This is a genomic window from Novosphingobium flavum (assembly GCF_014230315.1).
Lineage (GTDB): Bacteria > Pseudomonadota > Alphaproteobacteria > Sphingomonadales > Sphingomonadaceae > Novosphingobium > Novosphingobium flavum.
Genome location: NZ_JACLAW010000006.1, coordinates 1 through 14,834 on the forward strand (window position 1 = coordinate 1; position 14,834 = coordinate 14,834).

Below are 14,834 nucleotides of genomic sequence, written 5' to 3' on the forward strand. Positions count from 1 at the left end.
GGCGCGGGCCGCGGCGGCGCGGGCGGCGGCGGGGCAGGGGTCACCGGCCGGGGCGGGGGCGGCGCCGCCTTGGGCACGGCGCCGCAGGCGGCGACGAACAGGAACAGGACCGGGGCCAGCGCGCGATTTGCCTTCATCGGGCCGGTATGGAATGAGCAGCCGCTCCTGCACAACCCCGCAAGGCCGATGACCGACCGTCCCACCGCTCACCCTGCCGCGAAAAAGTCTCCTGCTGGCAAAGCCGGGTCGGCCAAGGTCGGCAAGATCCGGCTCGACCAGCTGCTGGTCGATCGCGGCCTTGCCGAAAGCCGCACCCGCGCCCAGGCCCTGGTCCTCGCCGGGCTCGTCTACTCGGGCGAGAGCAAGCTGGCCAAGCCCGGCCAGTCGCTCCCCGCCGATGCCCCGGTCGAGGTGCGCGGGCGCGATCATCCGTGGGTCTCGCGCGGCGGGATCAAGCTGGCCCACGCGCTCGAACATTTCGCCCTCGATCCCGCCGGGGCAACCGCGATGGACATCGGCTCCTCCACCGGCGGCTTCACCGACGTCCTGCTCCATCACGGCGCCGTGCGGGTCTTCGCTGTCGATTCCGGCACGAACCAGCTTGCGTGGAAATTGCGGCAGGACCCGCGCGTCACCGTGCTCGAACAGACCAGCGCCCGCATCCTCACCCCGGCCGAAATCGACGCGCCGTGCGGCTGGGTGGTCTGCGACGCCAGCTTCATCGGCCTGGCCAAGGTGCTGGAAGTGCCGCTTGCGCTGGCCGCGCCCAAATGCCGGCTCGTCGCCCTGATCAAGCCGCAGTTCGAGGTCGGCCGGGCCGAAGTGGGCAAGGGCGGCGTGGTCCGCGATCCCGCGCTCCACCAGCGCGTCTGCGACGAGGTGCGCGCATGGCTGGAGGCCGCCGGCTGGCGCATCCAGGGCATCGTCGAAAGCCCGATCAAGGGCCCCGAGGGCAATGTCGAGTTCCTCGTCTCGGCCGAACGCGGCTGATTTTTGGCGTTGGGACGGATCGACATTCAGGTCAGGGCATCCGAAAATCGTGGTTTTTCGTGACCCGGAGCGCAGCGTACTCAAAGTACGTGAGCACCGGAAGCACGGGAAATCGGGATTTGCAGGCCGCCATGGGCTGAATGACGTTCCGTCCTAGCCCCTATGGGCAGGAAGCCTGTTCATTCCGGACAGGTCCGATGCGGAGGAATTGCCAGTCGACTCTACCGCCGCCAATATCCACGCGGGCGCAGAGCGAATCGGTCTTTCTTCTTAGCGTGAGGTAGCATGAATCAGCTTGCGTCGTCCGGTCAGCTCAGGGCTTCCTTCCTGCGCTGGGCGTTGGTGCTCGTGCCGCTGGTGATGCTGCTCGGCTTCCTCTCGGGCAAGGCCGGCGGCTCGGTCGCTGACAGTCCGTGGTTCTATTCGCTCACCAAGCCGGCGCTCTATCCCCCGCCGGAAACCTTCCCCATCGTGTGGAGCCTGCTCTACCTGCTGATGGGCCTTGCCGCCGCCATGATCGGCGCCGCGCGCGGCGCCTCGGGCCGGGGCCTCGCCCTTTCGCTGTTCGTCCTGCAATTGCTGGTCAACCTTGCCTGGTCCCCGGTCTTCTTCGGCCTGCACAAGATGAGCGCGGCCCTCTACGTGCTCGCCGCGCTCGACATCGCGGTCCTGCTCACGGTCATCGCCTTCTGGCGGGTGCGCTACCAGGCGGCGCTGTTGCTCCTGCCCTATCTCGCCTGGGTCTGCTTTGCGACCCTACTCAACTGGCAGTTCATCGAGGCCAACCCCGAGGCGGCCGGGTACAGCTCCGCCAATGCCGTGACCCGGGTCCAGATCTGATCTTGCGCCGGAGCGAGGCAGAGGCCATCTAGGCCCCATGCAGAGCGACAACCCCCTTTTCGCAGACCTCGCCAAGCTGGTGAACAGCGCGGCAGGCACCTTTGCCGGCATGGGCCGCGAAGCGGCCGAAGCGGCGCGCGAGCGGTTCAAGGAAAGCTTCGGCGGCCTCGATTTCGTCAGCCGCGAGGAGTTCGAGACCGTGCGCGACATGGCCGCCAAGGCGCGCGAGGAAGCCGAACAGCTGAAAGCCCGCATCGCCGAACTGGAAGCGAAACTCGGCGGCTGAGCCGCGCCGCGCGGGAACCAACGCGTGCCATCTCCGCTTTCCTTGCGATGGAATTTGCAAGGAATTGCTTGTGTTTACACAACTCAACCCGGCCATCCCGCTGCACGTGCTCGGCAAGGGGCCGGGCTATGCCTTCGGCCTGATCGACTACGGGCAGGAGCATAACCTGATCTGGGTCACGGCCCTCGATGACAGCGGTGAGATCTGGTGCGCCCCCAATCCCACGGTGCGCTTCGGCCGCAACTGGACCATGGGCCGCGCCGAAAATCCGCTGATCACGCGGGACAAGGCCGAGCGGCGCGAGCGGCTGGGCAAGGGCGAGGGCGCATCGCCCGCGGCCTGACCATCTTGCGCGCGCCGCCCGGGCGCCTAGACCTGCGGGCATGACGCCGACCGAACCGGATGATGCCGAGGCTTCGCGCGAAGCCATCGTCTGTGCCGTCCGCCCCCACGGCGAGACGGCCGTGATCGTCCGCCTGCTCACCGCGCAGTCCGGCCTCGTCGCGGCCTATGTCGCCGGCGGGCGCGGGCGGCAGCTGCGCCCGGTGCTGATCCCCGGCAATTCGGTCGCCGCGGAATGGCGCGCCCGCTCGGAAAGCCAGCTGCCTTTCGCCCGGATCGAACTCGCCGCCAGCCGCGCGCCCTTCCTCACCGAACCGCTGCCCGCCGCCGCGATTGACTGGGCCACTGCGCTCACCGCCGCCGCGCTCCCCGAACGCCAGCCCTTTCCGGCGCTGCACGAGGCCCTGTCGGCCCTGCTCGATGCGGTGTGCCATGCCCCCTCGGCACGCGGCTGGCTCCCCGCCATGGTGTCCTACGAGGCCCTGCTGCTGCGCGATCTCGGCTACGGCGCCCCGCCGCCCTTCCCGCCGCGAGGCGATTTTTCGGCGAATTTGGCCCTGTTGGACCGTCTCGGCCCTGCTCTGGCGCGCTATCCGCTTGCGACCTGCCGATCCGATGTTATGGCGGCGCGCGCCCTCCTGCGGGAGCGGCTCGGCAGGATGGAATAGCAGGCAGGGTTCGAGATGAAGATTGCGGTTTTCGCCGGCGACGGGATCGGTCCGGAAGTCACGCAGGAAGCGGTGCGGGTGCTCAAGGCGCTGGGTCTGCCCGGTCTCGAACTGGTCGAGGGCGATGTCGGCGGCGCCGCCTGGCGCAAGCACGGCCATCCGCTGCCCGAAGCGACGCTGGAGATCGCCCGCGCCGCCGATGCCATCCTGTTCGGCGCGGTCGGCGATTTCGAGTGTGACGGGCTGGAGCGTCACCTCCGGCCGGAACAGGCGATCCTCGGCCTGCGCAAGGAACTCGGCCTCTTCGCCAACCTGCGCCCCGCGCGGGTCTTCGCGGGCCTCGAAAGCCACTCGGCCCTGCGCCCCGAAGTCGCCGGTGCGATCGATCTGCTGATCGTGCGCGAACTCAACGGCGACGTCTATTTCGGCGAGAAGGGGATCGACGATCTCCCCGGCGGCGGCCGCCGCGGCTGGGACATGATGAGCTACACCGACGCCGAAGTGCGCCGCATCGCCCATGTCGGCTTCAAGGCCGCGCAAGGGCGTAACGGAAAGCTCTGCTCGGTCGACAAGGCCAATGTCCTCGAAACCTCGCAGGTCTGGCGCGACACGGTGATCGAGGTCGCCGCCGAATACCCCGACGTCGAACTCAGCCATATGTATGTCGACAATGCGGCGATGCAGCTGGTCAAGAACCCCGGCGCTTTCGACGTGATCGTCACCGGCAACCTGTTCGGCGACATTCTCTCCGATCAGGCCTCGATGTGCGTCGGCTCGATCGGCCTGCTCGCCTCGGCTTCCATGGCTGTCGGAACCAAGGGCCTCTACGAGCCGATCCACGGCTCGGCGCCCGACATCGCCGGCAAGGGCCTTGCCAACCCGATGGCCACGATCCTCTCCGCCGCCATGCTGCTGCGCCACTCGTTCGGCCTTGAGGCTGAGGCCGCGCGGATCGAAGCTGCCGTGGCCAAGGCCTTGGCTGACGGCATTTTCGGCGGCGATCTCGGCGGCTCCTATGGCACCGCCGCCATCGGCGATGCCGTGCTCGAAAGGCTCTGAGCCATGAGCGGGGGGAACATCCGGCTCGGCATCGTCCTGCCGACCTACAACGAACGCGGCAACCTGCGCACGATGGTCCAGCGGCTCGACGCTGCGCTCACCGGGATCGAGTGGGAAGTCATCGTCGTTGACGACAACTCGCCCGACGGCACGGCCGATGAAGCCCGCGTCCTCGCCAACGAGGACCGCCGCGTCCGCATCCTCCAGCGCATCGGCCGCCGGGGGCTTTCCTCGGCCGCGATCGAGGGCATGTGCGCCACCGCCGCGCCCGTCGTCGCGGTGATGGACGCCGATCACCAGCACGATCCGGAGCTGCTGCCCGGCATGCTCGCCGCGATCGAAAGCGGCGAACACGACCTGTCCTACGCCAGCCGCTTCGCCGAGGGCGCCAGCACCGATGCCTGGGGCCGGCCCGACCGGGTCAAGGCTTCTGGCATGGCCAACAAGCTCGCCCGCAAGGTCACCGGCGTGACTTTGTCGGACCCGATGAGCGGCTATTTCATGCTGCGCACCGAAACCCTGCGCAAGGACGCCCACCGCCTGTCCGGCGTCGGCTTCAAGATCCTGCTCGACATCCTCGCCACGGTCGACGCGCCGCTGCGGATCAAGGAATTTCCGATGAACTTCGCCGCTCGCGCCGAAGGCGAATCGAAGCTTGACCGCACGGTGGTCTTCGAATTCCTCGTCGGGCTTTACGACAAGTGGCTCGGCCGCATCATCCCCACCCGCTTCGCCCTGTTCGGCACGGTCGGCGCGATGGGCGTCGCGGTCCAGCTCGGCGCGCTGTGGTTCCTGCTCCACCTCGTCTTCGGCGAACGCTTCGTCTACGGCCACTGGACCAACGAGACCACCTTCAACGTCGCCAATTCGCTGGCGGCCATCGTGGCGATGAGCTTCAACTTCGTCCTCAACAACGAGCTGACCTATTCCGACAAGCGCCTGCGCGGCTTCACCCCGCTGCTGCGCGGCTGGGCCAAGTTCGCCCTGACCTGCTCGCTCGGCCTGCTCACCAACGTCGGCTCCGCCGCCGCGCTCAAAGCCATGGGCTTCCACGACTTCGTCGCCGTGATCATCGGCATCGTCCTCGGCTCGGTCTGGAACTTCGCGCTGAGCAGCAAGTTCGTCTGGGGCAAGTACTGAGGGCCTGATCCCCTCCCTCAGGCGGGAGGGGCAGCGAGCCAGCCAGCGGTGTTCGCAGCGGGGCGGGCCCTGGTGCGACCAACAGCCTCACCGCCAGCTGGGTAGCCACATCCAGAACTCGAAGCTCTTGTGCCCGCAGCACAGCGCCGCCGCCGAGAGGATCGGGAAGAACACCGCGAACAGCACCAGCGCCAGCGCCACGACCCCCGGCCCCACCCAGCGCCAGCGGTCCCTGCGCCGTGCGATCTCATCCAGCGCCAGCGCAAGGCAGGCCATCAGGTAAGCCCCCGGCAGCAGGTAGTGATAATAAAACTGCACCGGCTTGCCGTTGCGGATCCACATCGTCACGCAGGCGACATAGAACAGCGCAGCCGCCAGCGCGTCCTTGCGGCCCTTCTTCAAACCCGCCCACAGCGCCCAGCCCACCGCCGGCAGCCCCGCCCACATCGCCAGCGGATTGCCCAGCATGACCACGCCGCGCTGGGCCCCGTCGATGTTCTGGTAGAGGAACCAGATCGAACGCTTGTCGATCACCCATTCCCACCAGACCGACTGGTAGGGATGGTGCTTCTTCACCGATTCCTGCAACCGCAGCATGTAGCCTTGGTATTCCACCAGCTTCAGCGGATTCACCGGCCGCTCGGCATAGAAGAAGGTCGGCAGGAAGGTCAGGAAATAGACCAGCAGCGGCACCGTGCCGAGCCACAGCGCCCCTTCGGCCAGGCTGATCCCCGGCACCGGCGCACCCTCGGTCGCCAGCATGAACTTCCGCCCATGCCGCCTTACCCGCAGCCACAGGAAGCCAAGCCCCGGCAGGGCCGCCGCCGCCACCGCGTTCCACTTCGCCCCCAGCGCAAGGCCAAGGAACACCCCCGCGAGCAACGACCGCCAGCGCGCCTGTCCCGGAAACCGCACGGCCCCCGCCAGCATCCACATCGCCAGCATGACGAAGCTCGCCATGAACATGTCGAGCATGGCGATCCGGCTCATCACGAACCAGGCGAAGTTGCCCGCCAGCAGCAGGGTCCCCGCCACCGTCGCCCAGGTCCGCCCGCTCGCCAGCCACAGCGCGCGGCTATAGGCGAACAGGCCAAGGCTGCCGAACAGCGCCGGAAAGGTTCGCCACGCCCGCGGCGTATCGCCCAGCAGGGCGATCCCGGCCGCGATCAGCTCCTTGCCGACCAGCGGATGCTCCGGGTTCTGGGGCTTGGCCAGGGTCAGCAGCACCTTGGCCGCCTTCACATAGTGGACCTCATCGAAATAGATCCGCGAAGGCACGTGCAGCCGGATCCACAGCAGGGCGAGGAAGGCGAAGGCGACCAGGCCGCACCACGCGATCGGGTCCTTATCGGCCTGGCCGGGCCCGATCTGGCCGGGAAGGGTTCGGTTCAAGTGGGCGCGCAGCATCGCCAGCGCGGATAGCGGGCGAGGGCGGCCTTGCGCAAGCGCGCTTGCCCCGGCGCGCCGCCGAAACTAAGGGACAGGCCCATGAAGAAGACCACCGGCCTCGATCGCACCGTCACCCGCAACTGGCGCCCCGCAACGCAAGCCCTGCGCGGCGGCACCTGGCGCTCGGAACACGGCGAGACCAGCGAAAGCCTCTATCTCACCTCGGGCTACACTTACGACGATGCGGCCACCGTCGCCGCTCGCTTCGCCGGTGAACAGCCGGGCATGACCTATTCGCGCCTGCAGAACCCCACGGTTGCCATGCTGGAAGAGCGCATCGCCCTGATGGAAGGGGCCGAGGCTTGCCGCACCCAGGCCACCGGCATGGCCGCGATGACCGCCGCCCTGCTCTGCCAGCTCTCGGCCGGCGATCACATCGTCGCCGCCAAGGCAGCCTTTGGCTCGTGCCGCTGGCTGGTCGATTCGCTGCTGCCCCGCTTCGGGATCGAGGGCACGGTGATCGACGCGACCGACAATGCCGCTTGGGAAGCCGCGATCCGGCCCAACACCAAGGTCTTTTTCTACGAGACCCCGGCCAACCCGACGCTCGAAATCGTCGACATGGCCTTCGTCAGCGCTCTGGCCAAGGCCCACGGCATCGTCACCGTGGTCGACAATGCGTTCTGCTCGCCGGTGATCCAGCGCCCGCTCGATTTCGGGGCCGACGTCGTGGCCTATTCGGCCACCAAGTTCATGGACGGACAGGGCCGGGTCATGGCTGGCGCGGTCTGCGGCACGGCCGAGTTCATCAACGACAAGCTGCTCCCGTTCCAGCGCAACACCGGGCCCAACCTCGCGCCGTTCAACGCCTGGGTCGTGCTCAAGGGGCTGGAAACGATGGACCTGCGCCTGCGCCAGCAGAGCGCCAATGCGCTCGAGGTCGGCCGCTTCCTCGAAACCCGCGTGCCGAAGATCATGCACCCGGGCCTCGAAAGCCATCCGCAGTTCGCCCTCGCGCAGAAGCAGATGACCATGCCCGGCGCGATCTTCTCGATCATCCTCGATGGCGGGCGCGCTCAGGCCTGGGCCCTGCTCGATGCGCTGCAACTGATCGATATCTCGAACAACATCGGCGATACCCGCTCGCTGATGTGCCACCCGGCGACGACCACCCACCACAACGTCGGCCCCGAAGGCCGCGCCGCGATGGGCGTGGGTGATGGGATGCTGCGCCTCAACGTCGGCCTCGAAGACCCGGCCGACCTGATCGAGGATCTCGACCAGGCCCTCACCGCCGCCGGGCTTTAAGTTACGGTGCGCCCTTGGCCTCCGCCAAGGGCTTGCGGCGAGTCTGGTGCATGGATCGGGGCAAGCTGAGCTTTCCCCTTGCGCGGCACCGGCCCGCTCCCCCGGCCCAACCACCCATTGAGTGTACCCTGTGGGTGGTTGGGCCGGGGGAGCGGGCCGGTGCCGCAAGCCTCCTGCGGATGCAGGAGGCGCACCAAACAAAAAACTCAGCTTCCCAGCGGCCGCCCGAGGTCGCGCAAGGCCCAGCCATAGGCGCTCGCGGTGCACAGCACGCGCGGGCTTTCCTCCGCTCCGGTCAGCCGGGCAAGATGGCGCCGCGCGCGCGGCTCGTCGGCCGGGGCATGGCGCAGGACCGCGAGGATGCGCGCCTCGTCCGCGGTCATCTTGCGGCAACAGCCCGGCGCCAGCGCGATGGTCCGCGCCGCGCCTGCCGACAGTTCGAGCATGGTCGCCCGCAGCAGGACCAGCGGACGGCGAAAGCCAATGCCGAAACCGTTGAACATCGCATTGGCCGCCACGGCGTCGTTCAGCCCGGCAAGCGCCATCCGCCGCAGCGCGAACAGGGTCAGGCGGTCGGCCGCCCCCTGCGGTGCGTTGAGCAGGGCGCGGCGCGAGCTGGTGCGGCGCAGGGCCGGGATCTGGGCGGAAGCGGGGGCGGGGCGGGTGGCCATGGGGGTCTCCTTGCTGACGAGGCATAACTGCTAATGCGAAGCGTTTGCAACAACAAGGGGCAAATTGTCGCGGCGGGTCGCTGGTGTCGTCCCGTGCTGCGGCGAGCCGAGCGGAACCTGAATCGATTGCCGGCGTTAGCCATTTGCGGGGTTGGGCATTTCCGGTTGTGAAACCGGCACCGGACGGTCATTCCAGCTTCAGAAGTCGACACGTGCAATGGAACCCTTGATGGACGCAGGCTCCCTGCTCGCCGCTATTGTCGAATGCTCGAGCGATGCGATCGTGGGCAAGTCGCTCGACAGCACGGTCCTGAGCTGGAACGCGGCGGCCGAGCGGATCTTCGGCTATACGGCCGAGGAAATGATCGGCCAGTCGATCCGCTGTCTGATCCCCTGCGACCGCCAGGCGGAGGAAGACCGCATCCTCGCCGCGATCTCGGCGGGCGAGCGCATTCCCACCTTCGACACGGTCCGGCGCCACAAGGACGGCAGCGACGTCCACGTCGCGGTCACCGTCTCGCCGGTTTATGATCAGGCCGGCCATGTCGTTGCCGCCAGCAAGATCGCGCGCGACATCACCGAAAGCCGCCGGGTCAAGCAGGCACTGGCCGACAGCGAGAACCGCTTCCGGCTGATGGCCGACAATATCACCCAACTTGCCTGGATCGCCGGGCCCGACGGCGCCCTCACCTGGTACAACCGGCGGTGGTACGACTATACTGGCACCGATTTCGAGCAGATGCAGGGCTGGGGCTGGCAGGCGGTCCATCACCCGGATCACGTCGAGGCGGTGACCGCGAAGTTTCGCGGCTGCGTGGAGAGCGGGACCGAGTGGGAGGACACGTTCCCGCTGCGCGGTTCGGATGGCCGCTACCGCTGGTTCCTCTCGCGCGCCGTGCCGATGCGGGGGGCGACCGGGCAGATCTACTGCTGGTTCGGCACCAATACCGACATCACCGAACAGCGCGAGGCGGAGAAGCGGATCGAGCTGCTGATGCTCGAGGTCAATCACCGCTCCAAGAACATGCTGGCGATGATCCAGTCGCTGGCCCGCCGCTCGGCCAACAACGCGGCAGGGCAGGGCGATTTCGTGGCGCGGCTGGAGCGGCGCATCGGCGGCCTCGCGGCCAACCAGGACCTGCTGGTGCGGCGCGCCTGGTCGAATATCCCGGTGGCCGAACTCATCGAGGTCCAGCTCGGCTTCCTTGGCGAATCGATCGCTCAGGTGACCCGGACCGGCGAGGCGCTCGCGGTCACCCCCACCGCGGCGGAAACGATCGGCATGACCCTGCACGAACTGGCCACCAATGCCCTGAAATATGGCGCCCTCTCCGTTCCCGAGGGCCGGGTCGGGATCGCCTGGGGGCGCGACGCCGACGGCGCGGTATTGATGAGCTGGACCGAATCCGGCGGGCCGCCGGTAACCGAGCCCGTGGTCCACGGTTTCGGCAGCCGCCTGATCACCGACGTCCCGCGCGGCAAGCTGCGCGCGCGGGTGGAGACCAGCTATCCGCCCGGCGGCTTTCGCTGGGAGATGGCCTGTCCGGCCGCCGGGGTGCTCGCCTGAAGGACGGCCGCAGCGAAAATTGCCCGCCGAATTGGAACCGCCCGGCGTCAAAGTGGGTTTTCCAGATGGCACGGAAAGGGTAGCTATGTCCCTCATGAAGGAACTGTTCCAGCATGCTGCCCTGACCGAGGACGTCACCGTGCGAGTCGCGGTGAATTTCCTGCCGGAACAGTCGCGGATCGATGCGGGCAAGTGGTTCTGGGTCTATCACATCCGGATCGAGAATGATTCGGACCAGCCGATCCGCCTGCTCACCCGCCACTGGCGAATCACCGACGGCCACGGCCTCGTCTCGATCGTCGAGGGGGAGGGCGTCGTCGGCGAACAGCCGCTGATCACGCCGGGCCACAGCCATGACTATGTCTCGGGCTGCCCGCTCAACACCCCGCACGGTTCGATGGAGGGCCACTACACCTTCCAGCGCGGCGACGGTTCGCGCTTCGAGGTGGCGATCCCCTACTTCCCCCTTGCCGCGCCCGCCACGGCGGGTTGAAGCGGGCGGCGGCGCGGGTAGCACGCCCAGCCTGCTTTACCTTGCCGCAACCGCGCACTAGATCAGGGCCAAGATGAAGCGCACCCACCTGCCGCTCAATGCCCTGCGCGTGTTCGATGCCGCCGCGCGCCACCTCTCGTTCACCCGCGCGGCGGACGAGCTGGCGGTGACCCCGGCGGCCGTCGGCCAGCAGATCCGCGCGCTCGAGGACCTGCTCGGCGTGGTCCTGTTCCGCCGCACCTCCAAGGGCCTCGAACTGACCGAGGAGGCTTCCGCCGGGCTCGAACCGCTGCGCACCGGCTTCCTCCATTTCGAGGATGCGGTCCAGGCGATGCAGGCCGGTCAGGCCAGCCACGTCTATACCATTGCCGCGCCGCGCGATTTCTTCGCCACGTGGCTCGCCCCGCGCCTCGCCGCCTTCCGCGCCGCCCATCCCGAGGTGCGCTACGTCCTCGTCGATGGCGAGCAGTCCGATTTCACCGAGGCCAACCTCGATCTCGCCGTGCGCTGGACCGAGGGACCGGGCGAACTCGAAGGGCTCCCGCTCGGCCCCGCCCGCCGCGTTACCGTGGGTGAGGGGGCGTGGATCGCCTGGCCCGGCGATCCGGCGCCGCAGGGCGAAGGCGCGGAAGAACCGCCGGTCCACGTCGGCGATGCCGGGCTGGCCCTCTCGGCCGCGGCCTCTGGCCTGGGCCGCGCCCGCGTTCCGCACTTGCTGGCCGAGGCCTGGCTCGCCGCCGGCCGGATCGCCGACCTGGGTGAGGTGGAGGACTGCCGCCGGGGCTACTGGCTGGTCGCCCCGCTGCCGCAGTGGCGCCAGAAGAAGGTCAAGGCCCTCGTCGCGGCGCTGACGGCGGACTGATCCCCACAAAAAAGGGCGGCCCCGGCCGCCCTTTTCCGTTGGTCGCTGCCCCGGCCGCGCCTTAGCGCTTCTTGCGATAATACCGGCCGCAGTTCTTGTTGTACTTGTTGCGGGCAATCTCGTGCCCGGCCACGCCGCCGCCCACCGCGCCGACGATCGTGCCGCCCGCGCCGCCCAGCAGGACATTGCCGAGCACCGCACCGCCGACCGCGCCGATTGCCGCGCCTTCGGTCTTGTTCAGGCGCTTGCAGGTGCGCGCCTCGGCGCTGGTCGAGGCCCCGGCGAGGGCAAGGGCAAAGGCCGCAGCCGTCACCGAGGAGAGAGCGAAAGAAGAGCGTTTCATGGTCGTTTCCTTGGCAGAATGCGTAAACTGTCCCCCGTTGAACGCATCCTGCCCGGATAAGTGCCCGAAGAAAAGGGCCGCGCGCCGCCCCGGCCCCGGATCATGTCCGGCCGGTGTCATAAATATGTCCGAAATGTCTCTGAACTGTCACACAAGCGTCATAACGGGCCTCATCGACAATGCCGCAGAGGCCCTTTCTCCATGAAGAAGCTCGCAATTGCCCTCGTCCCCCTTGCCGCCGTGGGCCTTTCCGCCCCGGCCATGGCCGATGACACCCAGGCCTGGGGCACGGTTGCCGTCACCGTCGCGCTCGGCGGCCCGTGGCGCGTGTCGAACGAGACCGTCGTGCGCACAAGCGACGCCAAGGGGCTCTACGAGGTCGAGAACAACCTCCTGCTCGGCTACAAGGTCAAGAACGTCACCGTCGCCGCCGGCTACACCCACGATCCGAACTATTCGCACGGCAGCTTCACCGCGATGGAACACCGCGTGCGCTCGCAGGTCCAGGTCGACAACTTCGCCGCGCTTGGCCCGGTGAAGCTGAGCGGACGGATGCGGATGGAAACGCGTTGGCGTGATGGCACCGTCGGCACCGGCTGGCGCCTGCGTCCCTACATCAAGGCCTCGCTGCCGATCTACGGCAAGACCACGCTCAACCTCTCGAACGAGCCGTTCATCGACCTTGGCCGCACCTCGTTCCAGAAGACCGACGGGCTGGACCGGATGCGCACCGTGCTGTCGGTCTCGACCCCGCTGTCCAAGCACATCTCGCTCGAGGCCGGCTACCTCAACCAGCACACTTTCGTGCGCGCCGGCGCCGATACCGACGATCACGTCGCCATGCTGAGCCTCTCCGCGACTTACTGATCGCAGGAGCAACCCAACAGCAAAAGGCCGCCGGGGAAGCGCTCCCCGGCGGCCTTTTTCGTGCCTGTGCGGCCAGCCGCGCGCGGCGGGCGTCAATGAAAAGACCACCGGCTCCGCAGCGAAGCCGGTGGTCCTGAAGCCTTGTCGGCCCGATCTCGAACACCCGTCATTGCGCGGGGCGAAGCCCCGCGGCAATCCAGGGCGGCTTTGCGCCGGGGCCTGGATTGCCGCGCGGCCTGTGGCCGCTCGCCGCCCGAGGGTGTTTACTTCAGCTCGGCCGGGTCCAGCGCGGTCAGCTTGGCCGCAATGTCGGCGCTCTTGGCCTGGATGTCGGCGGGCGAGACGACCATCCCGGCCTTGGCCAGCAGCCCGTCCTTGCCCCACGACTTGGTCCACTCGGCTACGAATTCCTTCAGGCCGCGGATCGCGTCGACGTGAGCCAGCTTGACGTAGATGTAGAGCGGGCGCGCGCCGGGGTAGGAGAAGTCCGAGATCGACTGGTAGGTCGGGACCACGCCGTTGATCGTCAGGCCGCGCAGCTTGTCGGCGTTCTCTTCCAGATAGGAATAGCCGAAGATGCCGACCGCGGCCGGGTTGGCTTCCAGCTTCTGGACGATCAGGTTGTCGTTCTCACCCATGTCGACATAGGCGCCGTCGCCGCGCACCTCGGTGCAGATCTTGTCGTGCTTCTCGGCGTCGCTGTCCTTGAGCGCCTTCATCTCGGCGTTCTCGTCACAGCCCTTGGCCATGATCAGTTCCTTCATGGCATCGCGCGTGCCCGAGGTCGACGGCGGCCCATAGACCATGATCGGTTCCTTGGGCAGCTTGGGGTTGACGTCGGACCACAGCTTGGCCGTGTTCGGCTTGCCATAAGGATTGGCGGCGAGCGCCTTGTAGATGTCCTCGCGGGTGAGCGCGAAGGCCGAGGGGCCGCTGGCCGCTTCGGCAAAGGCGATCCCGTCAAGGCCGACCTGGATCTCGGCGATCTTGTCGACGCCGTTCTTGGCGCATTCCTCGAACTCGGACTTCTTGATCCGGCGCGAGGCATTCTCGATGTCGGGATACTGCGCGCCGACGCCGGCGCAGAACAGCTTCATCCCCGCGCCCGTGCCGGTCGATTCGATGATCGGGCTCTTGATGTCCGGGCTCGACTTGGCGAGCTGGTCGGCCACCGCCTTGGCGAAAGGATAGACGGTCGAGCTGCCCACCGCGCGGATCTGGTCGCGCGAACCGCTGCCGGCGCCGCCACAGGCCGAAACCAGCGCGCAGGCTGCGACCGCGCTGCTCATCACCACGAACTTCTTCATCATCGTGCCTTTCTGCACCCGTTGGATGGCGGGCCAATGCATCCGCATTATGACACGCGTGTGACACCGACATGGCCCTCGCGGCACGGTGCGAACGACCAATGCCCGCTGCGCAGGATTTCCAGCCGAAAGCAGGCGGTCAGGACACGCAAACATATTTGTCGTTGGAAAAATCACACCGGCGGGAGATTGACTCCCAAGTGGCGGTCCACAAGATGTAAATATGGATCAAGCACCGCCAATTTGGATGCCTTTCGCCGCATTCGGCTGGATCGCTGTGGTGGTCGGGATATCAATCATATACCGTCGCCGCGCAGGGAAGCCCATTTACCCGAAGCTGCCGCCTGATGTTTTATATGCTGAGCGGTGGGCGTCCGGACCTTTCGCTTCCAACTGCCTAATGGTCGCGGTTACATCGGCCAGTGTTTCTGTTGTTCCAAAATTCCCATTTAATCTCATGTTTTTGGCGGAAATATACGGTCTGGAGCGATCCATTCCTATTGAAAGCATCAGCGCAGTTCAGCGAACGAGAAGCATCTTGGGGAACAATGTGGCGGTAACTTATGGCGTCGACCGCAAAACGCTGCGCCTACGGCTTAACAAGCCTGACCAGTTCTTAAACGCGTTACGCAAGCTAGTAAGCCCCACAGCGACTTTGAACGGCAGCTAACCCCAACTTTCCAGTCTCACACTCGCAATCGT

17 protein-coding genes are annotated in these 14,834 nt (G+C 67.2%); 13 read left to right on the plus strand and 4 right to left on the minus strand.

Features of this window, described 5'->3' with window-relative positions; genetic code table 11:
• The first annotated feature begins 186 nt into the window (after nucleotides 1–186).
• From H7F51_RS08400 to H7F51_RS08430, 7 genes are all read left to right on the plus strand, one after another.
• Nucleotides 187–990 carry a TlyA family rRNA (cytidine-2'-O)-methyltransferase gene (locus tag H7F51_RS08400; RefSeq protein ID WP_185664083.1) on the plus strand — a complete coding sequence of 268 codons (804 nt, stop codon included), beginning with the start codon at nucleotides 187–189 and terminating at the stop codon, nucleotides 988–990.
• 285 nt (nucleotides 991–1,275) lie between these two features.
• A complete protein-coding gene (locus tag H7F51_RS08405) occupies nucleotides 1,276–1,830 on the plus strand; it encodes a TspO/MBR family protein (RefSeq protein ID WP_185663818.1) in 555 nt (184 codons plus the stop codon).
• Between the two features lie 37 nt (nucleotides 1,831–1,867).
• Nucleotides 1,868–2,116: an accessory factor UbiK family protein gene (locus tag H7F51_RS08410; RefSeq protein ID WP_185663819.1), complete on the plus strand. Its 249-nt coding sequence runs from the start codon at nucleotides 1,868–1,870 to the stop codon at nucleotides 2,114–2,116.
• A 70-nt stretch (nucleotides 2,117–2,186) separates the two neighbouring features.
• On the plus strand, nucleotides 2,187–2,459 hold the full coding sequence (locus tag H7F51_RS08415; RefSeq protein ID WP_185663820.1) for a hypothetical protein: 273 nt from the start codon (nucleotides 2,187–2,189) through the stop codon (nucleotides 2,457–2,459).
• Between the two features lie 40 nt (nucleotides 2,460–2,499).
• Complete coding sequence (gene recO, locus H7F51_RS08420; protein ID WP_185663821.1) at nucleotides 2,500–3,126, plus strand: DNA repair protein RecO; 627 nt, start codon at nucleotides 2,500–2,502, stop codon at nucleotides 3,124–3,126.
• 15 nt (nucleotides 3,127–3,141) lie between these two features.
• Nucleotides 3,142–4,185 carry a 3-isopropylmalate dehydrogenase gene (leuB, locus tag H7F51_RS08425; RefSeq protein WP_185663822.1) on the plus strand — a complete coding sequence of 348 codons (1,044 nt, stop codon included), beginning with the start codon at nucleotides 3,142–3,144 and terminating at the stop codon, nucleotides 4,183–4,185.
• Between the two features lie 3 nt (nucleotides 4,186–4,188).
• Nucleotides 4,189–5,325 (plus strand): glycosyltransferase, encoded by a 1,137-nt coding sequence (locus tag H7F51_RS08430; protein ID WP_185663823.1) that lies wholly within the window; start codon nucleotides 4,189–4,191, stop codon nucleotides 5,323–5,325.
• A gap of 87 nt (nucleotides 5,326–5,412) precedes the next feature.
• On the opposite strand, the gene H7F51_RS08435 is transcribed toward H7F51_RS08430, so the two are convergent.
• The gene (locus H7F51_RS08435; protein ID WP_246448040.1) at nucleotides 5,413–6,717 is read right to left on the minus strand and encodes a phospholipid carrier-dependent glycosyltransferase; all 1,305 of its coding nucleotides are present in this window, start codon (nucleotides 6,715–6,717) and stop codon (nucleotides 5,413–5,415) included.
• A 96-nt stretch (nucleotides 6,718–6,813) separates the two neighbouring features.
• On the opposite strand from H7F51_RS08435, the gene H7F51_RS08440 reads away from it, so the two are divergent.
• Entirely contained in the window at nucleotides 6,814–8,022 is a 1,209-nt protein-coding gene (locus H7F51_RS08440) for a trans-sulfuration enzyme family protein (RefSeq protein WP_185663825.1), read from the plus strand.
• Between the two features lie 206 nt (nucleotides 8,023–8,228).
• On the opposite strand, the gene H7F51_RS08445 is transcribed toward H7F51_RS08440, so the two are convergent.
• On the minus strand, nucleotides 8,229–8,693 hold the full coding sequence (locus H7F51_RS08445) for a DUF6628 family protein (protein WP_185663826.1): 465 nt from the start codon (nucleotides 8,691–8,693) through the stop codon (nucleotides 8,229–8,231).
• A 229-nt stretch (nucleotides 8,694–8,922) separates the two neighbouring features.
• Here H7F51_RS08445 and H7F51_RS08450 point away from each other — a divergent pair, with 229 nt between their 5' ends.
• The 3 genes from H7F51_RS08450 (at nucleotide 8,923) to H7F51_RS08460 (ending at nucleotide 11,615) form a co-directional block, all read left to right on the plus strand.
• The gene (locus H7F51_RS08450; protein WP_185663827.1) at nucleotides 8,923–10,260 is read left to right on the plus strand and encodes a PAS domain S-box protein; all 1,338 of its coding nucleotides are present in this window, start codon (nucleotides 8,923–8,925) and stop codon (nucleotides 10,258–10,260) included.
• Nucleotides 10,261–10,354: 94 nt separating this feature from the next.
• Nucleotides 10,355–10,753: a Co2+/Mg2+ efflux protein ApaG gene (gene apaG, locus H7F51_RS08455; protein ID WP_185664084.1), complete on the plus strand. Its 399-nt coding sequence runs from the start codon at nucleotides 10,355–10,357 to the stop codon at nucleotides 10,751–10,753.
• Nucleotides 10,754–10,826: 73 nt separating this feature from the next.
• Nucleotides 10,827–11,615: a LysR family transcriptional regulator gene (locus H7F51_RS08460; protein WP_185663828.1), complete on the plus strand. Its 789-nt coding sequence runs from the start codon at nucleotides 10,827–10,829 to the stop codon at nucleotides 11,613–11,615.
• 61 nt (nucleotides 11,616–11,676) lie between these two features.
• Here H7F51_RS08460 and H7F51_RS08465 read toward each other — a convergent pair whose 3' ends face one another.
• Nucleotides 11,677–11,958: a glycine zipper 2TM domain-containing protein gene (locus tag H7F51_RS08465; protein WP_185663829.1), complete on the minus strand. Its 282-nt coding sequence runs from the start codon at nucleotides 11,956–11,958 to the stop codon at nucleotides 11,677–11,679.
• Between the two features lie 201 nt (nucleotides 11,959–12,159).
• On the opposite strand from H7F51_RS08465, the gene H7F51_RS08470 reads away from it, so the two are divergent.
• A complete protein-coding gene (locus H7F51_RS08470) occupies nucleotides 12,160–12,825 on the plus strand; it encodes a DUF2490 domain-containing protein (RefSeq protein WP_185663830.1) in 666 nt (221 codons plus the stop codon).
• Between the two features lie 263 nt (nucleotides 12,826–13,088).
• Here H7F51_RS08470 and H7F51_RS08475 read toward each other — a convergent pair whose 3' ends face one another.
• The gene (locus tag H7F51_RS08475; RefSeq protein ID WP_185663831.1) at nucleotides 13,089–14,132 is read right to left on the minus strand and encodes a substrate-binding domain-containing protein; all 1,044 of its coding nucleotides are present in this window, start codon (nucleotides 14,130–14,132) and stop codon (nucleotides 13,089–13,091) included.
• Nucleotides 14,133–14,355: 223 nt separating this feature from the next.
• Here H7F51_RS08475 and H7F51_RS08480 point away from each other — a divergent pair, with 223 nt between their 5' ends.
• Nucleotides 14,356–14,802 (plus strand): hypothetical protein, encoded by a 447-nt coding sequence (locus tag H7F51_RS08480; RefSeq protein ID WP_185663832.1) that lies wholly within the window; start codon nucleotides 14,356–14,358, stop codon nucleotides 14,800–14,802.
• Nucleotides 14,803–14,834 lie beyond the last annotated feature (32 nt).